Annotated in this window: 18 protein-coding genes; 12 read left to right on the top strand and 6 right to left on the bottom strand. The window is 70.2% G+C overall.

Features of this window, described 5'->3' with window-relative positions; all coding sequences use genetic code 11:
* Positions 1-59: 59 nt before the first annotated feature.
* Positions 60-953, bottom strand: coding sequence for a 2-hydroxy-3-oxopropionate reductase (locus ASC99_RS34910; protein ID WP_057239719.1), 894 nt, complete (start codon positions 951-953; stop codon positions 60-62).
* A 53-nt stretch (positions 954-1006) separates the two neighbouring features.
* A complete protein-coding gene (locus ASC99_RS34905; protein WP_057239717.1) occupies positions 1007-1849 on the bottom strand; it encodes a TIM barrel protein in 843 nt (280 codons plus the stop codon).
* 178 nt (positions 1850-2027) lie between these two features.
* On the opposite strand from ASC99_RS34905, the gene ASC99_RS34900 reads away from it, so the two are divergent.
* The 10 genes from ASC99_RS34900 (at position 2028) to ASC99_RS34860 (ending at position 12816) form a co-directional block, all read left to right on the top strand.
* Complete coding sequence (locus ASC99_RS34900; protein WP_200948515.1) at positions 2028-2282, top strand: thiamine-binding protein; 255 nt, start codon at positions 2028-2030, stop codon at positions 2280-2282.
* Positions 2279-2659, top strand: coding sequence for a helix-turn-helix domain-containing protein (locus ASC99_RS34895; protein ID WP_057239713.1), 381 nt, complete (start codon positions 2279-2281; stop codon positions 2657-2659). The genes ASC99_RS34900 and ASC99_RS34895 overlap by 4 nt, the downstream gene beginning before the upstream one ends.
* Positions 2660-2831: 172 nt before the next feature.
* Positions 2832-3335, top strand: a complete 504-nt coding sequence (gene uraD / locus ASC99_RS34890) for a 2-oxo-4-hydroxy-4-carboxy-5-ureidoimidazoline decarboxylase (protein ID WP_057239711.1) — start codon at positions 2832-2834, stop codon at positions 3333-3335.
* 48 nt (positions 3336-3383) lie between these two features.
* Positions 3384-3719, top strand: a complete 336-nt coding sequence (gene uraH / locus ASC99_RS34885) for a hydroxyisourate hydrolase (RefSeq protein WP_057239709.1) — start codon at positions 3384-3386, stop codon at positions 3717-3719.
* Positions 3720-3749: 30 nt separating this feature from the next.
* Positions 3750-4664 (top strand): factor-independent urate hydroxylase, encoded by a 915-nt coding sequence (pucL, locus tag ASC99_RS34880; RefSeq protein WP_057239707.1) that lies wholly within the window; start codon positions 3750-3752, stop codon positions 4662-4664.
* A 261-nt stretch (positions 4665-4925) separates the two neighbouring features.
* Positions 4926-6389, top strand: coding sequence for a nucleobase:cation symporter-2 family protein (locus tag ASC99_RS34875; RefSeq protein WP_082598880.1), 1464 nt, complete (start codon positions 4926-4928; stop codon positions 6387-6389).
* Positions 6390-6451: 62 nt separating this feature from the next.
* Positions 6452-7834 carry an 8-oxoguanine deaminase gene (locus tag ASC99_RS34870; protein WP_057239705.1) on the top strand — a complete coding sequence of 461 codons (1383 nt, stop codon included), beginning with the start codon at positions 6452-6454 and terminating at the stop codon, positions 7832-7834.
* 210 nt (positions 7835-8044) lie between these two features.
* Positions 8045-10021 carry an aldehyde dehydrogenase gene (locus ASC99_RS38160; protein WP_235583195.1) on the top strand — a complete coding sequence of 659 codons (1977 nt, stop codon included), beginning with the start codon at positions 8045-8047 and terminating at the stop codon, positions 10019-10021.
* 8 nt (positions 10022-10029) lie between these two features.
* A complete protein-coding gene (locus ASC99_RS34865; protein ID WP_235583194.1) occupies positions 10030-10413 on the top strand; it encodes an EF-hand domain-containing protein in 384 nt (127 codons plus the stop codon).
* A gap of 111 nt (positions 10414-10524) precedes the next feature.
* Positions 10525-12816: a PE-PPE domain-containing protein gene (locus ASC99_RS34860; protein WP_157531940.1), complete on the top strand. Its 2292-nt coding sequence runs from the start codon at positions 10525-10527 to the stop codon at positions 12814-12816.
* A 70-nt stretch (positions 12817-12886) separates the two neighbouring features.
* Here the strand turns inward: ASC99_RS34860 and ASC99_RS41590 are convergent, their stop codons facing one another.
* The 3 genes from ASC99_RS41590 to aceB form a co-directional block, all read right to left on the bottom strand.
* The gene (locus ASC99_RS41590) at positions 12887-16774 is read right to left on the bottom strand and encodes a hypothetical protein (RefSeq protein ID WP_157531939.1); all 3888 of its coding nucleotides are present in this window, start codon (positions 16772-16774) and stop codon (positions 12887-12889) included.
* A gap of 272 nt (positions 16775-17046) precedes the next feature.
* Positions 17047-17433: a hypothetical protein gene (locus ASC99_RS34850; RefSeq protein ID WP_057239696.1), complete on the bottom strand. Its 387-nt coding sequence runs from the start codon at positions 17431-17433 to the stop codon at positions 17047-17049.
* 125 nt (positions 17434-17558) lie between these two features.
* Positions 17559-19211: a malate synthase A gene (aceB, locus tag ASC99_RS34845; protein WP_057239694.1), complete on the bottom strand. Its 1653-nt coding sequence runs from the start codon at positions 19209-19211 to the stop codon at positions 17559-17561.
* Between the two features lie 190 nt (positions 19212-19401).
* On the opposite strand from aceB, the gene ASC99_RS34840 reads away from it, so the two are divergent.
* Complete coding sequence (locus tag ASC99_RS34840) at positions 19402-20196, top strand: IclR family transcriptional regulator (protein WP_057239692.1); 795 nt, start codon at positions 19402-19404, stop codon at positions 20194-20196.
* Positions 20197-20219: 23 nt separating this feature from the next.
* Here the strand turns inward: ASC99_RS34840 and ASC99_RS34835 are convergent, their stop codons facing one another.
* Positions 20220-20531, bottom strand: coding sequence for an antibiotic biosynthesis monooxygenase (locus tag ASC99_RS34835; protein WP_057239690.1), 312 nt, complete (start codon positions 20529-20531; stop codon positions 20220-20222).
* An 82-nt stretch (positions 20532-20613) separates the two neighbouring features.
* Here ASC99_RS34835 and ASC99_RS34830 point away from each other — a divergent pair, with 82 nt between their 5' ends.
* Positions 20614-21072 carry a hypothetical protein gene (locus ASC99_RS34830; RefSeq protein ID WP_157531938.1) on the top strand — a complete coding sequence of 153 codons (459 nt, stop codon included), beginning with the start codon at positions 20614-20616 and terminating at the stop codon, positions 21070-21072.
* Positions 21073-21821 lie beyond the last annotated feature (749 nt).

Here is a 21821-nt window from a genome sequence, read left to right as displayed (position 1 = left end):
GCCTCCTGGTGGCGCGGGCACGACCGGACAGGTACACGCCACCAGGAGGAGCTATGGGGTTACTTGACCTCGCGGCCCGAGAGGCGCTCGACGCCCCGCAGCAGGGCCGAGTGGTCCAGCGAACCGTCGCCGTTGGCACGGGCGGAGGCGACCAGCTGGGCCACCACCGCGCCGACCGGGAGGGCCGCACCGACGGCGCGGGCGGCGTCGGTGACGATGCCCATGTCCTTGTGGTGCAGGTCGATCCGGAAGCCCGGGGCGAACTGACGGTCGATCATGTTGGCCTTCTTGCGGTTCAGCACGGTCGAACCGGCCAGACCGCCGCCGAGCACGTCGAGGGCGGCGGGGAGGTCGACGCCCGCGTTCTCCAGGAAGACCACGGCCTCGGCCAGCACCTGGATGTTGACGGCCACGATCAGCTGGTTGGCGGCCTTCACGGTCTGACCGGCACCGGCCGGGCCGACGTGGATGACCGTGGTGCCGAGGGCGTCCAGGATCGGCTTCGCCTCGGCGAAGTCGGCCGTGTCGCCGCCGACCATGATGGAGAGCACGGCCTCGATCGCGCCGGCCTCGCCACCGGAGACCGGGGCGTCCAGGGTGCGGATGCCCTTCGGCTTGGCGGCGGCCTCGACCTTGATCGAGGTCTGCGGGGTGATGCTCGACATGTCGATGACCAGGGTGCCCTCGGCCACGTTCGCCAGCACGCCGTCCTCGCCGAGGATGACCTGCTCGACCTGCGGGTCGGCGGGGACCATGGTGATGACGATCTCGGCGTTCTTCACCGCGTCGGCGATGGAGCTCGCACCCTTGCCGCCGGCCGCCACCAGGGCGTCGATCGGGGGCTGGGTCAGGTTGAAGCCGGTGACGTCGTGGCCGGCCTTCACCAGGTTGGCGGCCATCGGGCTGCCCATGATGCCGAGGCCGATGAAGGCGATCTTGCGGGAGGCGCTCATGCGTCGCGTTCCTTCGTACTTGGAGGGTGGGAGAGGGCTCTGAACCGGACGGCTCAGCCGGCGCGGTACTCGCGCGGGAGCCACTCGAAGCTGTCGGCGCTGACGCCGTTCGCCGGGCGGTACTCGAGGCCGATCCGGCCGGTGTAGCCGGCCGCAAGGAGGCGGGCGAACAGGTCCTCGAAGTCCAGCTCGCCGGTGCCGGGCTCGTTGCGGGCCGGGGTGTCGGCGATCTGCACGTGGCCGATCTTGTCGGCGTGGGTGGCGATCACGGCCGCCAGGTCCTCGCCGTTGCGGGCCAGGTGGTAGAGGTCGCAGAGGAACTTCGCGTTGCCCAGGCCGGTGGCCGCGTTCACCTTGTCGACGACCGCGATCGCGGCCTCGGCGGTGACCAGCGCGTAGTCCGGGGACTCGGCCTTGTTGAGGGTCTCGATCAGCAGCACGGCACCGATCGAGTGGGCGGCCTGCGCGGCGAGGGTGAGGTTCTCCAGTGCGAGCTCGTCCTGCTCCGCGGCGGAGACGCCCTCCACCCGGTTGCCGTAGAGCGCGTTGAGCGCCCTGGTCCCGAGCGACTCGGCGAGCGCGACGGCGACCGGGATGTTCTCCCGGAAGCGCTCGCTCTCGGCCGGTACGGAGACCGTGCCGCGGGCGCCCTTGGTCAGGTCGTCCAGGAAGTTGAGGCCGGTGAGCTGGACGCCCGCGTCGGTGAAGGCCTTGCGGAGCGCGTCCTGCTCGGCGTCCGAGGGGGTGTGGTTCTCACCGAACGGCCACCACAGCTCGGCGGCGGTGAAGCCGGCGGCCGCGGCGGCGGCGGGGCGCTCCAGGAGCGGAAGCTCGCTGAACAGGATCGACAGGTTGACCGTGTAGCTCAGCTTGGAAGCGGCAGTCACGTCAATCACCTTTCACTCTTCCGTTCGCAACTTCCACGATCCGGAAGAGCGATTCTGCTTGGTGGAAGCATGCCCCGCGACCCGAGAGACCGTCAAGACCGCCGCAACATTTTGTTGAAGCTCCCTCATCCCTGGGGCGACCTCTTCCACCCCGACCCCTGATCGATACAGTGAGCAGGTGCGATTGATGGTGGAGTTCACGACAGAGCCGTTCGAGCTGGACACGTTCCCCGAACACGCGGTGGCCGCCCGCAAGGTGGTCGACGAGGCCGGGCTGGACGTCGCGGTCGGTCCGTTCGGGACCGGCGCCGAGGGCGAGGCCGAACAGGTACTCGCCGCCGTGACCAAGTTGCTGCACGAGACGCTGGCTGCCGGCGCGACCCGGATCTCGGTCCAGGTCAGCGTGCTGGACCAGCACCAGGAAGGAGTGGGTACCCCATGAGCGACGCCCTGGAACACCCGCTCGCCGCGGCGATAAAGCCGCTGCTGGAGGCCGTCGGCGCGACCCAGGTCTCGATCGACGAGGCCCGGGCCGACGACGTACTGCTGGAGTGGGACGGTCAGGCGGCCGTCGCCGTCCGCCTCCCGCACCTGAGCAGCGCCCTGGAGCGGCTGCTGGCCGAGATGACCCGTCAGTTCGACGGCCGTCCGCTGACCGAGCTGGACCGCTGGGAGAAGCAGCGCGTGGTCGCCCTCCTGGAGGAGCGCGGCGCGTTCACCGTCCGCCACGGGGTGGAGACGGTGGCGTCGGCGCTCGGCGTCAGCCGGTTCACGGTGTACAACTACCTCAACCGGCAGGACGGCTCGAAGACCGGCTGAGCCCAGTCTGTCCGACCCGGCGGGCCGGGCACACTTGGCTAATCGCACACGAAAAGGGCTGGTCACACGGCCCGAATCAAAACGTAACCACCAACAGTTCAACAAAGTGTTGACGACTGGGGGTGGCGGATCTAGCTTTTGCGGGTGGCACCACTCTTCAGGAGGTCCACCCGTGACCAACCTTCCCACCACTCCTGACGCACTGTCGGCGATCCCCGCCGGCGAGCTGACGGAGACGCTGCTAGAGATCTGCTCCAGCCCCAGCTGGGCCGCCGCTGTCGCGGAGACCCGGCCCTGGTCCGACCGGGCCGAGCTGTTGGCCGCCAACGAGGCGGCGATGGCGAAGCTGACGGTCCAGGACCTCACCGACGCGATGGCCGGCCACGCCCGGATCGGCAAGCCCAAGGCGGGCGACGCCACCTCCGAGCGCGAGCAGGCCGGCATCCACGGAGTCGACTCCGCGCTCCTGGACGAGCTGCACGAGGCGAACGCCGCCTACGAGGCGAAGTTCGGCCACGTGTTCCTGATCTGCGCCACCGGCCGCACCGCCGGCACCATGCTCGCCGCGCTGCGCGAGCGCTTCCCCCACGACGCCGCCACCGAGGCGGAGATCGTCCGGGGCGAGCTGCGCAAGATCAACGACATCCGTATCAACCGGCTGTTCGACGCGGCCTGATCCGCTGTCGATCAGTCAATTCCTGCCATCAGTAAGGTCATTCAACCCATGACTGGCATCTCCACGCACGTGCTCGACACCAGCCTCGGCCGCCCGGCCGAGGGCGTCCCGGTCGAGCTCGCACTGCACACCGAGGGTGGCTGGCAGGTGCTCGGCACCTCCGCCACGGACTCCGACGGCCGGGCCAAGGACCTGCCGGCCGTGGAGGCGGGCTCGGTCGTCCGGCTGCTCTTCGACACCGCTTCGTACTTCACGAAGAAGTCCGCGGAGCCGCCGTTCTTCCCCGAGGTCTCGATCGTCTTCACGGTCGCGCCCGCGCAGCACCACTACCACGTGCCGTTGCTGCTCAACCCGTTCGGATACTCGGTCTACCGCGGAAGCTAGTAGACCGCTGGAACCCTTAGGAGCCATGTCATGGCCCACGTGCTCGGTCAGAACCAGTACGGCAAGGCGGAGAACCGCATCGTCCGGGTCTACCGCGACTCGACCCGCCACGAGATCAAGGACCTGAACGTCTCGGTCGCCCTCTCCGGTGACCTCGACGACGTCCACCTCACCGGCTCGAACGCCAACTGCCTGCCCACCGACACCACCAAGAACACGGTGTACGCCTTCGCCAAGGAGTACGGCATCGAGTCGGCGGAGGCCTTCGGCATCACGCTGGCGAAGCACTTCGTCGACAACAACGAGCCGATCCACCGGGCCCGGATCCGGATCGAGGAGTACACCTGGGACCGGATCAAGACGCCGGACAGCTCGGCGCGCTTCATCGGTTCCGAGGAGGTCGGCCACTCCTTCACCCGCAACGGCGGCGAGGTACGGACCAGCGAGATCACCTATGACGGCACCACCGTCCAGGTCATCTCCGGTCTCAAGGACCTGACCGTGCTGAACTCCACCAACTCGGAGTTCTGGGGCTACATCAAGGACAAGTACACCACCCTGCAGGAGGCGTACGACCGCATCCTGGCCACCCAGGTGACGGCCCGTTGGAAGTACGGCTTCAGTGGCGCCGAGGGCGAGGCCCAGCCGAACTGGAACCGCTCGTACCAGCACATCCGCCGCCACATGCTGGAGGCGTTCGCCGAGACCTACTCGTACTCGCTGCAGCAGACCCTGCACTCGATGGGCACCCGGGTGCTGAACAACCGGGCCGAGGTGGACGAGGTCCGGCTCGAACTCCCCAACAAGCACCACTTCCTGGTCGACCTGTCGCCCTTCGGTCTCAAGAACGAGAACGAGGTCTACTACGCCGCCGACCGGATGTACGGCCTGATCGAGGGCACCGTGCACCGCGAGGGCGTCGTCCCGGTCATCCCGGTCGCCTGACCCACCCCCATGAACACCGTCCAGCACTGCTGCACCCACCGGCCACACCAGGCCGGACGGTGCCGGACGGGTCGCAGTACCCGCACCATCCGTTCCACCTGTTTCTCCACCCCCACCATCCGGAGATCGTGCTCGCCTCACGGCGGCCGGCCCGGGGAGCTGGAGAAACATCCCGGAGGACCCTTGCACCGCCGTCCCGCCTCCGGGACATCTCCAGCGCCACGGGCGCGCCGGGAGCCACGAGCACAAGAGGGGCTCGACATGGCAACCAGCTCAACCCGAACCACAGACGGCGGTTCCACCCCAAACGGGCCTGCACGGCCGGACGGTGTGTCAACCAACCTCCCCGACACGCCGGACGGCCGTGCGGTCCACCCCGTGGACGAGATGCTGCCGAAGGTGAAACTCTTCACCACCGGACTCCAGCACGTCGCCGCGATGTACGCGGGCGTGGTCGCGCCCCCGCTCATCGTCGGTGCCGGTGTGGGTCTCTCCCCCACCGAGCTCGCCCTGCTCATCTCAGCCAGCCTGTTCACCGCGGGACTGGCCACCCTGCTCCAGACCCTGGGGGTCTGGAAAATCGGCGCCCGGCTGCCGTTCGTGAACGGCGTCTCGTTCGCCGGAGTCGCACCGATGCTGGCGATCGCCAAGGAGCACGGCCCTGACAAGGCCCTGCCGGTGATCTTCGGCGCGGTGATCGTCGCGGGGCTCCTGTGCTTCCTCGCGGCACCGTACTTCTGCAAGCTGATCAGGTTCTTCCCGCCGGTCGTCCAGGGCACCGTGATCACCCTCATCGGGGTGTCCCTGCTGCCGGTCGCGGTCAACTGGGCGCGTGGCGGTTCACCCGCCGCCCCCGGTTACGGCTCCGTCAAGGCCATCGGCCTCGCCGCGTTCACCCTCACCGCGGTGGTGCTCTGCAACAAACTGCTCCGCGGCTTCTGGCAGCAGCTCTCCCTGCTGGTCGGGCTGGCCATCGGCACCGCGCTGGCCTTCCCGCTCGGACTGGCCGACTTCGGTGCGGTCTCGCAGGCCGAGGTGTTCGCACTGCCGTCCCCGTTCCACTTCGGGGCCCCGGTCTTCGAGCTCACCGCGATCGTCTCGATCTGCATCGTGATGATCGTGTCGATGACCGAGTCCACCGCCGACATGCTGGCGCTGGGACGGATCGTCGACCGCGAGGCCGACGAGCAGACCCTCGCCGCCGGCCTGCGGGCGGACGGACTGGCCACCGCGATCAGCCCGGTCTTCAACGGCTTCGCGGCCAGCGCCTTCGCCCAGAACATCGGGCTGGTGGCACTGACCAACATCCGCAGCCGGTTCGTGGTCGCGGCCGGTGGCGGCATCCTGATCCTGCTCGGGCTCTTCCCGGTGCTCGGCTCGCTGGTCTCGCTGGTGCCCTCGCCCGTCCTGGGCGGCGCCGGGATCGTGCTCTTCGGCACGGTCGCGGCGAGCGGTATCAGGACCCTGGCCGAGGCGGGGATGGAGTCCAGCGCCAACACCATCCTGGTCTCGGTCTCGCTCGGGGTCGGCATCATCCCGATCGCGGCCCCGACCTTCTACGACGCCTTCCCGGAGGCCGTCCGCACGCTGATGCACTCCGGCATATCGGCCGGCTGTGTGCTGGCTGTCCTGCTCAACCTGCTCTTCCACCACGTCGGTGCCAACCGTCAGGCCTCATCCGGCGGTTCCACCGGTGCGACGGTGTCAACGGCGACACCGTCCTGACCGGTGAGGGGCGCGCACCGCTCACCGCGCGTCCCTCACCCTCCCCCCATAGGAGAAACACCATGGCAGTCCAGCCCCCGCGCCCCGACCAGCGGATCGTGATCGAGAACGTCGCCATCGCCACGGTCGACGCCAACGACACCGAGTACGCCCGCGGCCACGTCGTGGTCCTCGGCAACAGGATCGAGTCGGTCGGCAACGGCCCCGCCCCGCAGTGGCTGGACAACGTGGTGCGCCGGATCAACGGCGAGGGTCACCTGATCACCCCGGGCCTGGTCAACACCCACCACCACTTCTACCAGTGGATCACCCGCGGCCTGGCCCAGGACAACATCCTGTTCGACTGGCTGGTCGCGCTCTACCCGACCTGGGCCCGGATCGACGACCGCCTGGTGCACGCCGCCGCCCAGGGCTCGGCCGCCGCGCTGCTCAAGTCCGGCTGTACCACTGCCTCGGACCACCACTACGTGTTCCCGAAGGACGGCGGCGACATCCTCGGCGCCGAGATCGAGGCCGTCCAGGAGCTCGGCATGCGCTTCACCGCGCTGCGCGGCTCGATGGACCGCAGCAAGAAGGACGGCGGCCTGCCGCCGGACCACGCGGTGGAGAAGACCGAGGACATCCTGATCGCCTCCGAGGCGGCCGTGGACAAGTACCACGACGCCTCCTTCGACTCGATGCTGCAGATCGCCATCGCGCCCTGCTCGCCGTTCTCGGTCTCCACCGAACTCATGCGCGAGGCCGCCGTGCTGGCCCGCCGCAAGGGCGTACGGCTGCACACCCACGGCTCCGAGACCGCCGAGGAAGAGGCGTTCTGCAAGGAGCTGTTCGGGATGGGCCCGACCGACTACTTCGAGTCCACCGGCTGGCTGGGCGAGGACGTCTGGATGGCGCACTGCGTCCACATGAACGACTCGGACATCGCCAAGTTCGCCGAGACCGGCACCGGTGTCGCGCACTGCCCGTCCTCCAACGCCCGTCTGGCGGCCGGTATCGCCCGGGTCCCGGACATGCTCAAGGCCGGCGTGCCGGTCGGCCTCGGCGTGGACGGCACCGCCTCCAACGAGTCCGGCGAGCTGGGCACCGAGCTGCGCAACGCGCTGCTGATCAACCGTCTGCACGGCTCCCCGACCGCGCTCACCGGCCGCAGCGCGCTGCGCCTGGGCACCATGGGCGGCGCCCGGGTGCTCGGCCGGCAGAACGAGATCGGCTCGATCGAGGTCGGCAAGCTCGCCGACCTGGCGCTCTGGAAGATCGACGGCATCATGCACTCCTCGATCGCCGACCCGATCGCCGCGCTCACCCTGGGCGCGCTCCCGCCGCTGGCGCTGCTGCTGGTCAACGGCAACGCCGTGGTGGAGAAGGGCAACCTGACCACCGTGAACGAGGACAAGATCGCCCAGGACTGCGCCCGCGCCGCCAAGGAACTGGCCGCCCGCCTCTGATCACCCATCGACTCCGGTCCGCACCCGGGACGGTGCGGTAACCGGACTCCACCCCCTCGGGGGCCTGGAGAGCAGCCCCGGACTCACGGCGAGAGTCCGGGGCTGTCACCTGTCCGCAAACGTCCACATTGTGCAGGGAAAGTCCCACCTTCGGGTTGCAAGTCGCGCCGACCATGGTCAACTCCCGGTGGACGGGCCCAGGATCAGTGCATGCGCTACTCCTATCCCGTCCTGGTCGGCGGCGAGCCGCAGCCCGGCGAGGGCTGGTACCACTGGCCGCACGCCTCGGCCCTGCTGCGTGAGACGTACGACGTGATGGCCCTCAAGGCCCGGCTGGACTTCGGCCGGGCGGCCGAGGGAGCGGAGCGCGACCCCCGGCTGGCCGGACGAGTGGCGCGGTCCACTCCGGAGCAGGCCAAGGCAGCCCTCGTACTGGCCCGGGAGGCCCAACCGGCCTGGGCCCGTACGCCGCTGGCGCACCGGCTGGCCTTCGCCGAGGCCGTGCACCGTGAACTGCTGTCCCGTGGCGAGGAGTTCACCGAGGTCCTGGTCGCCGAAGGCCACCCGCTGACGGTCGCCCGGTGGGAGCTGGCGTTCATGCTGAGCATCACCCACCCGGCCTCGCTCCGGCACGCCCGGCAGAGCCTCGTGTGGGAGGGTGAGCAGGCCGGGCGGCGGATCCGGCTGGTCCGCAAGCCCGACGGGGTGGTCGGCCTCAACCCGGCGCTGAACGCGGCGGCCGGGACCTCGATGTTCGGCGTCCTGGTGCTGGCCGCCGGCAACTCCCTGGTGCTGAACGCCCCTTCGGCCGCACCGCTCGGCGCGGCCTTCGTCTACCACGAGATCGTGGCCCCGCTGCTGACCGCGTACGGTGCCCCGCCCGGCGTGCTCAGCGTGCTGGCCGGTCCGGCCCGGCCACTGCTGAAGAGCTGGCTGGAGTCCCCGGACTGCGACGACGTGTTCTGGTTCGGCGCTGCGGAGAACGGCGCCAAGGTCGCCAAGTCCTGCCTGGAGTACGGCAAGAAGCCGATCCTCGAACTGTCCGGCAACGACGCCCTGGTGGTCTGGCGGGACGCCGACCTCCCGCAGGCGGCCCAGGCCGCCGCCGAGCGCTACCACGCCTCCGGCCAGCTCTGCCTCTCCCCCAAGTTCGCCCTGGTCCACCCGGCCGTGGCCGAGGAGTTCACCGAGCTGCTGCACCGCCGGGTCGCCGCGCTGCGGATCGGCCCGCCCGGTGACCCCGAGGTGCTGCTCAGCCCGGTGGTCAAGCGGGCCCAGTGCCTGGAGGTGCTGGCCGACGCGGTCGAGCAGGGAGCCGAACTGCTCTGCGGCGGCGAGCTGGTGGACGTCGACGACGCGCCGAGCGCCCGTGGCCCGTTCGTCCGCCCGGTGCTGCTGCGGGCCCACGGCCTGCGGGCGGCGGCCGGGATGCGGGCCGTCCGGGAGGAGACCTTCTTCCCGCTGATGTGCGTGGTCGTCCCCGACGACGCCCCGGACGAGGAGCTGCTGGACCAGCTGATCGCCTTCGTCAACGGCAACCGGTACGGGCTGCGCAACTCCTTCTGGGCCCGCGACCCCCGGGTGATCGAGCGCTTCACCGAAGAGGTGAGCAACGGCGGCCTGTTGAAGGTCAACGACAGCCACATCGGCACCCTGCCGGTGCTGCCGATGGTCGGTGGCACCGGCCTCACCGGCGGCGCCTTCGGCGAAGGAAATCTCGCCTACCTGCGCACCACCAGGCTGCAGGGCGTCAGCATCGCGCCCGGCTCGGCCGGCCCGGAGCTCTTCGACCATCTCACGGCGGCCACCGCCCCGTCGCCCGGGCTGTCGCCTGGACGGCTTCTCCTCAGTCGCCGCAGCTCCGCTGCTACTCCCTCGTCGGCACCGCCCAGACTCGGCCCGGACGCCGCTCATTCATCCGCCCACCATTTGCCGGTCGGTCTTAGACCCTACTTCCGGATCACCGCCCATGGTCGGTCCGGGGATCAAGTACGCCTCCACGGAAAGAGATTGCGATGTCCGTCATCAGCGAAGACAGCCTGCTCGACCAGAAGATCGACCGGTGCTTCGGGCACATCGACACGGCAGGCCGGGGCTCGGTCGACCACGACGACCTGCTCACCCTCGGCACCCGGCTGCTGGCCCAGTTCGGCGAGCAGCCCACCTCACCCCGGGGCACCCGGCTGATGCTGGGAATGACCGAGTTCTGGGACGCGCTGTACGCCGCCGCCGACACCGACGGCGACTCCCGGCTCAGCCTGGCGGAGTACCGGGCCGGGATGAAGGGCGCCTTCATCGCCTCGGCCAAGGGCTTCGACACCACCTTCCGCCCGCTCACCGAGGCGATCTGCACGCTGCTCGACACCGACGGCGACGGCGAGGTGAGCGCCCAGGAGTTCTACGACTGGCAGAAGACCTTCGGCGTCGGCCGGAACGAGAGTCAGGCCGCCTTCCAGGCCCTGGACACCGACGGCAGCGGCGCGCTGAGCGTGACCGAGCTGCTGGCCGCGATGCGCGAGTACTACACCGGCCGTGACGCCGACGCCCCGGGCAACCAGCTGTACGGCCCGCTGATCTGACCCCGACCGGGGCGCCGACCGCCGGTTCGGCGCCCCGGCTGCCGGATCCGTTGACAACTCCCCTGTGCTGGCCGACAGTTCGATCACCGGCGGGTGTCAGGGGGCGGTTCGGTGACGGTGCATCAGGCGGACGAGGACCATGCGGGGGACTACGACTACCCCACCGACGTGGACAGCGGCGGCGTCACTGAGCTGGTGGTGCACGGCTGGGGCAGCTCCGGGCCGGCCGAGGTGCTGGACGATCCCGAGGTGCGGCAGGTCGCGGGCAGCAAGCTGGCCGGGATCTGGCGCGGGCGGGACGCCCGGCCGTCCGGGCGGCACCGGGAGGCGTACTTCTGGGGCGGGCTGACCTCGCGGTCGTGGGCGACCGCGCTGTGGTTCCTGCTGCTGCCGTTCGCGTTCGTCAACATGGCGGGCTGGATGGCGCTGGGCACCCGGAGCCAGTTGCGGTTCCAGCAGGCCATGGTGCGGGTGATGGCGTTCTGCGTGACCGCGACCTACCTGCTCTTCCTCACCCAGGTGTTCGTGGACCAGGCCGCCTGGCAGTGCCTGGCCGTCGCCAACTGCCGGGCCCAGCCGTTCTGGCACGCGCTGCGACTGCAGGACCGTCCGTACCTGGCCGCCGCGCTGGCCGCGCTCGTGCCGGCCCTGGTCGTGCTGCTGCTGCACCTGGGCACCAGCCCGAACCGCCGCTGGGAGGCGGCCGTCGGAGGCAGGCGCGGTTCCTACGACCTCTCCCGGGCCGAGCTCGCCGATGCCGACTTCTGGCAGGACGGTTCCGGGTACGCCACCCAGGACCGGGCCCTGCACACCGCCGGCGCCTGGGCGCTGCTCGCGCTGGTACTGCTGCGCACCGCCACCACCGGCGGCCGGGCCTCGACCACCGTGCTCTGCACCGAACTTGTCCTGGTCATCGGCCTGGTGGTGCTCGCCTTCGCCGCGCTGGTGGACCGGCTGCGGGCCGCCCTGGCCGGTGGCCGGGCGGCGCGCCGGACCCTCTGCGGCGGCTCCGGTGCGCTGCTGGTGCTGGCCGGGGTGCTCTGCGCCGTGCAGCCGAGCTCCCGGCGGGCCGGTGCGGTCGGGGTGAGCCGGGTCGGGATCGGCATGCCGGACCTGCTGGACACCTTCAACCTGCTGCTCGGCGTGCTGTACTCGGCCGGTGTGCTGATGCTGGCCGTCGCCTGGTGGGCCAAGCGCCGCACCCGCCAGCACGGCCTGCCCCGACTGCCCCCCGCGTTCTCCACCGTGGCGGTGGGCAGCGGGCTGCTGTTCGCGATCTGGTCGGGGGTGGCACTGTCGGCCGCGCACTGGCTGAGCCCGCCCGCCAAGGACGCGCCGACCGGCGAGGTGACGCAGGTGCAGATCCTGCCGGGCTCCGAGGCGCTGGCCCGGTTCAGCATCGACGGCATGCTGGTGCTGCTGCTCTGGTTCGGCGTGGTCTGGCTCTGGCACCGCCGCGACTGGCGGGACAGCCTGGTCCCCGAACTGGCGCGCTGGCGACGGCAGGCCGCAGCGGCGGGACGGGAAGAGGATCTGGACCTGACCGATCCCGCGCCCCACCCGGACAGTCCGGCCGGGCGCTGGCTGGCCATGGTGCGACGGCGCAAGATGATCGGCTCCCTGCTGCTGCGCTGGCTGGAGGGCGGGCTGTCCGGGGCGGCGGTGCTGCTGGCCGGCGCCGCGATCGCCTTCAGCTGCTCGTACCTGCTGGAGTGGAGCAAGGGCCCCAAGCCGGAGGTGAACCTGATCTGGTCCGCCGTCCCGGCGCCCAGCGCCACGGTGGCCGGGACCATCCTGCTGCTCGGCCCGCTGGCCCTGCTGCTGCTGGTGCGCAACGCGCTGGCCGACCCGAACACCCGCAAGCTGACCGCGATCGTCTGGGACATCGCGACCTTCTGGCCGCGCTCCTTCCACCCCTACGCGCCGCCCAGCTACGCCGAGCAGGCGGTACCCCAACTCACCGAGCGGGTACGGCACCTGACCGAACGAGGCGGAGCGGTGATCCTGCTCGGGCACAGCCAGGGCGCGGTGATCGTCACCGCCACCGTAGTCCAACTGGCCGCCACCGCACCGGAGTCGACCCCACGACTGTCGGTGGTCACGTACGGCAACCCGGTCCCCCGGCTGTACCGCCGCTGGTTCCCGACCTATCTGCACGCCCCGCTGCCCGACGGCGGCCCCGCCCTCACCTGGGCCAACTTCCACCGCACCACCGACCCGTTCGGCGGCCAGCGGCTGGACGAGCCGGGCATCACCGACCACTGGCTCGCCGACCCGCCCACCGCGCTGCGCCAGCCCGGCAGCGAACGCCCGGTGATCCGGGGCCACCACCACCGCGGCTACGTCCGCCAGTCCGAGCTGGCGAAGCACCTGGCGACGGAGACCCGCCGGCTGTCCGGCTAGTCGTCCYGAGAACCGAAAGTGCCGCGCCGCCCGGGTGACCGGGCGGCGCGGCATTGTGGGTTCTCGGGGATCAGGCTGCGAAGTAGCCGATCAGGTCGGCGACCACATCGGTGCTGCCCCACTGGTTGGCGAACGACACCCGGCCGTCCACCACCGGAACCATCACCAGGGCGGACACCACCTCTCCCGGCCGGTAGTTGATGTTCGAGGCGTCCGGACGGTCGGTCCCGTGCGGAAAGACCGTCAGGAAGCTGGTGTTGGTGGGCCAGACGACGGTGACGTTCAGCAGCACCGAGGTGACACCGGTCGCGGGCACGCCCTCGACCCCGGCCACCTTCAGGCTGACCACATCGCCCGCCCCGCCCAAGGTCCCGGCGCGGGCACCCTCGCCGTAGCGGGTGTCGAGCAGCCTTACGAGCCCGGCCGCCGAGTAGGTGGCGCCCGAGTCGGTGTAGTACCCGAGGACGTCGACGCCGAAGTCGACCTCACCCCACGCGTTGTACAGATTCACCTTCCCGTTCGCCCCTACCGGAACGGTCACCAGGTTCGACACGTTCTTCCCGGCGGTGAAATTGAGGTTCGACGCGTCGGGGACCGACTGACCGTTCGGATACACCGTCACATAGCCGGTCCGTGAGGGATTGACGGCCGTCACGCTCATCACGACCGCCGTCACCCCGGTGGCCGGGACCCCGCCCGCACCGGTCACCTGCAGCGGCACCACGCCGCCCCAGCCGACCCGCCCGGCGGGCGCACCGACGCCCGAGACGGTGTTCAGGATGCGCGACGGGTTGACCGGGCGCAGGAAAGAGCCGGTGCCACTGTCGGTGTAGTAGCCGGCGACGTCGACGCCGAGGTCGACCTCGCCCCACGCGTTGCGCAGGTCCACCTTCCCGTTCGACAGCGGGACCGTCACCAGGTTCGGAACGTTCTGCCCGGCCGCGAAGCTCACGGTCGGCAGGTCGGGCACCGCCTGACCGCTCGGGTACACCGAAATGGCACTGTTCCGCGTGGGGTTGACGGCCGTCACGTTCATCACGACCGCCGTGACACCGGTAGCCGGAATCCCGCCCACGCCGGCGACTCGCAGCGACACCACGCCGCCCTGGCCGACCCGCCCGGCGGGCGCACCGACGCCCGAGACGGTGTTCAGGATGCGCGACGGGGGAACCGGGACGAACCGGCCCTTCGCCGCCGTCGGCGCAGGCGTCACCGTGTACGCGTTGATGAGGCCGGACCCGCTCCCGGTACCGTCCAGCACCACGTCGTAGCTGCCCGGCTCCAGACCGTTGGTGTCGGCCAGGACGTGGAGCGAGGTCCCGTCGGGGCTGACCGAGAGCGGCTTCATGAGCGGCTGGGTGCTGCTCCAGGTGCCGTTGCGGACCAGCTTCAGCGTGGTGCCCAGGGTGAGGCCGGTGCCTCGGATGACGGCCTGGGTCTGCGTACCGGCCGCGCCGGTGGCGGGGCTGATCGAGCCCAGCACCAGGGGCGGACGCGGCAGGCCGACACATCCGTTGGAGTCGCACTCCCCCTGCACGCTGTACTCGACCGGCGTCGCCGCCCCCGCCGCGCTGATGATCAGCACGGCCTGCCCGGCGTCGGAGCCGTTGAGGGTCTGACACCGGGCGCCGAACTGGCCGTAGTTGCTGTTGCACTGGTAGCTGAGATCGGAGCTGTCCCACTTGGCCGGGCCGAATATGGTCACGGCCGGCTGCTTGGCGTAGGAACCGCTGGTGGTACCGGAGACCTTGAAGGACTGCGACGGCTTCATGTCGAGCACCGCGCAGTACGCGGACGAGGACTCGGTGAACACGCCGCTCCGCAGCGAGAAGCCCTCCACCGAGATCGGGTGGGAGGTGCACTCCGGCGCCCAGCCGCCCGCCGTACCGACCCTCCAGGTGTCCACGTTGGCGTGGATGTTCGTGCCGTGGTACCCGGCCGCGAGCACGACCACGGTGTACGAGGTCGAGCCCGTGACCTGGCAGGAGAGGCCCCACTGCAGGCAGATGTTCTTACCGGTCGCATCGGCGACCTGCACCTGCACCGAGCCGCTGGTCGCCCGTGCGCTCAGCCAGAGCTTGTCCGTGGCGGCGGCGTTCACCCGGACGCACCGAGCGTCCAGCACGGAGGTCAGGTCCACCGGGGTGGACTGGCCGCCGACCGTGGTCGCGTTCGGGGTGAGGCAGTTCGCGGTGGGCGAGATGTCCCGCCGGACCAGCTTGTAGCTGTCGCCCCACTGCGAGTTGACGAGCAGCGCGGTGTACGGCACACCGGCAGTGAGGGCACAGGTGAAGGCCGAGCTGGAAGAGGTCGAACACGCCACGTCACCCTTGGGGTCGACCACCTCCAGAGAGGCGTTGAGCCTGTTCTGCGTGTTGGTGTAGTCGGCCATCTCGGCGGTGCTGTGCTGACTGGCCGGCAGGGCAAGGCAGGTCTGCTTCACCTCCGCGGTCAGCGTGACCTCGGCACCCCAGGTACCGTCGAACCCGCTCCGCGTCCAGGCGGCGCAGCCGGCCGTCTCACCGGTCCGGTGGATCACCAGCTTGTACGCCTTGTTCGGCGTGCCGCCCAGAACGGCGCGGAACGGCGCGGTGCCGGTCAACTTGCAGACGGAGGAGTATCCGCCGTTCTCGCACTGCTTGGCGCCGGCCGCGTCGTAGACCACGACCTTGGCGCCGGTGCCGTCGGCGGGCGGCCGGTTGAGCAGGTAGACACCCTTCCCGGTGGCAGTCGGCAGGGTGCGGCAGAGCTGCTGGCCCGGCCCGCCGAAGGTGCCGGCGACCGGTCCGGACAGCAGCCCGGTGTCGTTGGCCGCAGTGCAGCCCCGAGTCTCCTTGTCCGAGTGGAAAACCATCCCGAACGGGCCGGCGGAGACGTTCCGGGCCTCGACCGCCCAGGTGTAGTCACCGGGTGTCAGATCGCAGCCGGTGCCCAGCCAGCAATTGCCGAACAGCTGGGTGCCGTCGCGGCCGTACAGGCCACCGTAGAGGGTGGAACCCTCGGTCGTGACCGGCTGGAAGGAGTAGGGAGCCTGCTCGGAGACCCGCAGTGAGCGGCAGCGCGCTACCGGGCTCAGGTCCGGAGCGACAACGAACGCCTGCGGCTCCACCACAGCACAGCCGTCCGGCCGTGAGAGCCGCGCCAGCGTGAAGTCGTATGCCTGGATCGCGCCCGAGATCTGTTGCATCGTCACCCGGAACGGCGCCTGGCCCGTGAGCTTGCAGTCGAGCTCGGTGGGCTGGCTCGACGACCTGCTGTTGCAGATCTCCTTGCCCGTGGCGTCGTAGACCATCTGGACGATCTGGAAGGCGGACAGGTGGGTCCGCAGCACGTCACCGGCGGCCAGTTCGGTCGGCGCGTAACAGTCACCCGCCGAGCCGAGCGGCAGGTCTCCGTGGAACAGGGTCGGCGCGCCGAGTGCGAGGTCGGCGGCGCTCACCGTCTTGCAGGCACTAGTCGACAGCAGCGGCAGGTACGAGACCGAGACGCCGTTCTCCTGACCACTGTTGTTCCTGACCGTGAGCGTGAAGTCTCCTGCCTGGCCGGTGGCGCAGCGCAGCAGTCCCCAAGCGCCCCCCATCGGCTGGTCGCAGGTCACTGCGGTACCGCCCGGCGTGACCAGGTTCGGATAGGTCGTCCCGGTCGTCGAGACGACCTGGACGAGAACCACGTCCTTGGGCTGCGTCAGCGGGAGCGAGAACGAGACGGTCTGGTACGGAGCAATCGTGCAGGTGGCCACCGCGCCCGGCGCCAGAACCGCCGGACAGGCGCCGCTGGGGTCGGCCTGCTGGAGCTGCCGAACGGCGGCCTTCTCCTCGGCCTTCGGGTCCACCGTAGGAGCGGCCGTCGGGCCGGCAGGGGACGTCGCGCTCGCGCCGGCGGACGGGGCAGCCGCACCCGGGCCCGGCTGCGGCGTTCCGACCGCTGCGGTCGGTGCCGTCGCAGCGGCGGGGCTCACCTGGCCCATCAGAGTGGCCAGAACGGCACACACCAGGACGCCCGGAGCGACGACGCCGGATATCCCCCGTCTGTGTCGCACGCGTCTACCGGACAGCAGACTCCTCATGCTTCCCCCCATTTTTTTGGGAACACCCAACTCCTGTGACCATCACAAAAGTTCGCGGGCGAGCGAAGTCTAGCGAGCCGCACTCACAGAACGATCACCCACTCCGACCAACGTGAGGGTTCCATGCGGGGCCCGTGGAGCGCGATGCGATTTCCGCGTGGTCGTCAGGCGGTCCGCCCCAGGGTGGCGAGGTAGGCGCGCCAGCCGCCGTACTCGGTGATCTCGCGGTGGACGCCGCGTTCCAGTTCGCCCCGGCTGAGCAGCATCGAGAGGCAGGCGGAGCCGTCCGCGAGCTCGATCACGCCGAGTTCGAGCTCGCGGGGCTCGCCGGGGAGGATGACGTCGCGCAGGTGGGCCAGGTCCACGTCGTAGAGCTCGCCCTCGATGGCGGTGTCCACCGCGGGGTCGGGGTGCAGGCCGGGGCAGACGTCACCGATGGAGAAGAAACGGTAGCCGGGGGCGGTGGTGACCGGGCCGATCAGGACGTCCGCCACCGAGGCGTGGAACGGACCGCCGACCATGGCCTGGCCGTTGAAGAAGATGCGTGCCATCGGGTGCTCCTCGGGAAGCCGTACGGCCACCCCGCTCGGGGGTGGCCGTACGGATCGTAGAAATCGGCGCCGCCAGTTCTACAGCGCGGCAGGCGGCAGACCGGTTGCGGCTGGATAGGTTGGTGTCAGTCGAGTAGCGGCAGCGCGGGCAGGGTGAGGAAGTCGACGAACTCCTCGGCCAGCGAGACCTGCTCGAACAGCTTGGCGGCCTCGTTCCAGCGCCCACCGGCGTAGACCTCGTCGCCCAGTTCGGTGCGCAGGGCAGCGAGTTCCTCGGCCACGAGCCGACGGACCAGCTCGGCGGAGGCCTTCTCGCCGGTGTCGGCGAGCACCACGTCGTTGTTGATCCACTGCCAGATCTGCGAGCGGGAGATCTCGGCGGTGGCCGCGTCCTCCATCATGTTGAAGATGCCGACGGCACCCAGACCGCGCAGCCAGGCCTCGATGTAGCGGACGCCGACCTGGACGGCGTTGTGCAGGCCGGCCTCGGTGCAACTGCCGCCCGCACCCGCGATGTCGAGCAGCTGAGCGGGCGTCACCGGCTCGGCGGAGCCGGGGTTGTCCTTCTGGTTCGGCCGGTCACCGAGCACCGCGTCGAAGCAGGCACGGGCGACCGGGACCAGGTCGGGGTGGGCGACCCAGGAGCCGTCGAAGCCGCCGTTGGCCTCGCGCTCCTTGTCCGCCTTGACCTTCTCCAGTGCGGCGGCGTTGACCTCGGGGTCGCGGCGGGACGGGATGAAGGCGGCCATGCCGCCGATCGCGTGTGCGCCGCGCTTGTGGCAGGTCTGCACCAGCAGCCGGGCGTAGGCGGCCATGAACGGCGAGGTCATCCCGACCGTGTTGCGGTCAGGGAGGATGTAGTGCTCGCCCGCGTCCCGGAAGTTCTTCACGATGGAGAACAGGTAGTCCCACCGGCCGGCGTTCAACCCGGCGGCGTGGTCCCGGAGTTCGTAGAGGATCTCGTCCATCTCGAACGCGGCGGTGATGGTCTCGATCAGGACCGTGGCCCGGACGGTGCCGTGCGGGATGCCCAACTTCGCCTGGGCGTGGGTGAAGACGTCGTTCCAGAGCCGGGCTTCCAGGTGGCTCTCGGTCTTCGGCAGGTAGAAGTACGGTCCTGAGTTCGGGTCCTCGGCGCCGCGCGCGATCAGCCGGGCGGCGTTGTGGAAGAAGTACAGGCCGAAGTCGAACAGGCCGCCGGAGACCGGGGTGCCGTCGACCATCAGGTGGGTCTCGTCCAGGTGCCAGCCACGGGGGCGGACCACCACGGTGGCCAGCTCGGCGGCGGGCTTGAGGGTGTACGACTTGCCCGCCTCGGTGGCGAAGTCGATCCGGCCCTCGAAGGCGTCAATCAGGTTGACCTGGCCGCTGACCACGTTCTCCCAGGTGGGGGCGGTGGCGTCCTCGAAGTCGGCGAGCCAGATCTTCGCACCGGAGTTGAGGGCGTTGATCACCATCTTGCGGTCGGTCGGCCCGGTGATCTCGACCCGGCGGTCCTGCAGCGCGCGCGGCGCCTCGGCGACCTTCCAGTCCCCGGCCCGCACGGCGGCGGTCTCCGGGAGGAAGTCGAGGGTGCCGGCCGCCGCGATCTCGTCACGGCGGGTTTTCCGTCGGGCCAGGAGCTCCTGCCGGCGGCCTTCGAAGGCGCGGTGGAGACCGACCACGAAAGCGACCGCCTCGGGAGTGAGCACCTCCTCGCTGCGGGGGACGCGCGGTCCGGCGACAGTGACGACCGGAGCGGCGGGGGAAGCGCCGACGGGTCCCTGATCTGCAGCCATGGGCAGAACACTCCTTGGACAGTTGAGCCAACTAGGGAAGTTCCGGTGGGAACTTCCTCGATACCGACCCACCTACTGGCGGGTTCGGTTCTGTAAGGTGGAGACTAGTTTCCGCGATACAGAATTTCAACGCTTTGTTGAGGTAGATCGCTGGGACTCTACTCCTCCTCCGACAGCGAAGGGAACGCCGGTGGCCAGCACCTCCGCCGCAGCACCCACAGGGGCCGACCGTGCCACCGGCGGCGTGCAGTCCGTCGAGCGCGCCTTCCAACTCCTCGAAGCCCTGGCCGACTCCGGCGGGGTGGCCACCCTGAGCGAGCTGGCCGCCACCTCGGGGCTGCCGATGCCGACCATCCACCGCCTGATTCGTACCCTCGTGCAGCAGGGCTATGTCCGGCAGGACACCGCCCGCCGCTACACCCTCGGCCCCCGGCTGATCCGGCTCGGCGAGACCGCGGGCCGGCTGCTCGGCAGCTGGGCCCGGCCGTACCTGGCCGAGCTGATGGAGGCCACCGGCGAGACCGCCAACCTGGCCGTCCTGGAGGGCGGCGAGGTGGTCTACGTCGGGCAGGTGCAGTCGCGCCGGTCGATGCGGATGTTCACCGAGGTCGGCCGCCGGGTGCAGCCGCACTGCACCGGTGTCGGCAAAGCCCTGCTGGCCCAGCTGGAGGAGGCCGAGGCGCGCGGCGTGCTCGGCACCCAGCCGCTCCAGTCGCACACCCCGTACACCGTCACCGACCCCACCGAGCTGTTCGCCCAGCTGGCCCAGGCCCGGGAGCGCGGCTACGTGGTGGACGACCAGGAGCAGGAGATCGGCGTCCGCTGCATCGCGGTCGCCGTCCCGGGCGCACCGACGCCCACCGCGCTCTCGGTCTCCGGTCCCGAAGCCCGGATCCGCGCGCTGGAGGCCCAGGCGGGCAACACCTCGCTGGTCCCGGTGATGCGGCAGATCGCAAGCCGGCTCGGCCAGGTGCTGGCGCCCTGACGTCATGAAGCTCTGACGCCCAGTCAGTCCAGCATCAGCAGCCCGGCCTGGGACGCCGTCAGCTGAAACACCGTGAGCTCCGGCTCGGCACCCACCTGGGTGAAGAGCCGGGGCGCGGCGACCAGCTTCGGGTTGGACCGGACCGCCTCCAGCGCGGCCCGGTCCCGCCACAGGCTCTGCACCCGCCAGCGCCCACCGGGACCGCGCAGCAGCTCGGTCCTGATCAGCCCGTCCGGCAGCGGACCGGCCACCAGCTCGCGGTACGACGTCACCAACTCGGCCTCGCGGTCCGGGCCCACCACCGCGCTGACCTCACTCAAAACCTGTCCGGACACTGTCCTCACCTCCGTACCAATCCACGCTACGCCGCATACAGTGCGCATCGGTACGACTACGTCCGGCAGAGAGGTGACGACAGTGACCAGATGGGTGATGGCGGGACTGGCCGCAGCCACGGCGCTGATGCTCGGTGCCACCACCGCGAGCGCGGTGCCCTCGAACTCCGACCTCGAGGTGGTCCGGCTGGACCCGGATCCGGCCCCGCCGGGCGGGACCACCACCGTGCACGGCTTCGTCACCAACCTCGGCCCGCAGCGCACGGCCTCCTCGTTCACGGTGCTGATCGACCTGCCGGCCGGGTTCACCGCCGTGGGGCCGTACTTCCCGGCGAACTGCAGGTCCCTGTTCGGCCAGGTGGTGAGCTGCACCTTCCCCGCCGGGCTGCCCGCCCTGCAGTCCGCGACCGCCCTGGTGCCGGTCCGGGTGAACGCCAACGTGCCCCACGGCACGGTGGCCGAGGGGCACGTCAGGGTGGTGAGCGTGGACGATCACAATCCCGCGAACGACAGGACACCGTTCACGCTGACCGTCAGCTGAGTCAGCGGTACACGCGGACGTAGTCCGAGGCGAAGCTGATCGGCGCGGTGCCGGAGGGCGCCGGGTGGTACTGCCCGGCGCCGACCGAGAGGTTGAGGATCAGGTAGGCCGACCAGTCCGTGCCGACACCGGTGCCGTCGGAGAAGACCTTGGTCCCGTTCACGTACCAGTCAACGGAGTTGGCGCCGTAGTAGGTGCCGACGGTGACCCACTTGTCGTGGCCGATCGCGTTCGCGTCGGTGTAGTACTTCGAGCCGGACTTGACGTGGTTGGTCAGCTCCAGCAGCCCGGCATTGTCAGGGTGGTACTCGAAGGTGTCGATCTCCCCGTTGCCGTTCTTCCAGGTCCACAGCGCGGGCCAGGCACCGGAGCCGGCCGGCAGCTTGACCCGGGTCTCGGCGTAGTCGCCGGTCTTCACCTGGAAGCCCTGCGAGGAGTACTCGGTGGTCAGCAGCCCGGTGTCCCAGGCCTGCTTCCCGCTCTCCAGGGTGTGACTGGACGGCTTGGCGGTGAAGGTGGCCACCCCGCCGGAGACCGAGACGCCGCTGGTGCTCAGCCAGTCCAGCTTGTTGTCGTCCGGGTTGTGGTTGCCGTAGCGGTACGCGCTACTGCGGTCGCCGACCCACTTGGAGCCCCAGGCGATCGAGCTGTCGAACTCCTCCGACCAGGTCAGCGCCTTGCCGGGGACCGGCGAGGTGCCGGTCGGCTGCGTCGGGGCCGGAGTGGGCGTCGGGGTCGGAGTGGGGGTC

Origin of the sequence: Kitasatospora sp. Root107, from assembly GCF_001424875.1 — a bacterium.
GTDB lineage: Bacteria > Actinomycetota > Actinomycetes > Streptomycetales > Streptomycetaceae > Kitasatospora.
This window is presented reverse-complemented; position numbering and strand designations above follow the sequence as displayed.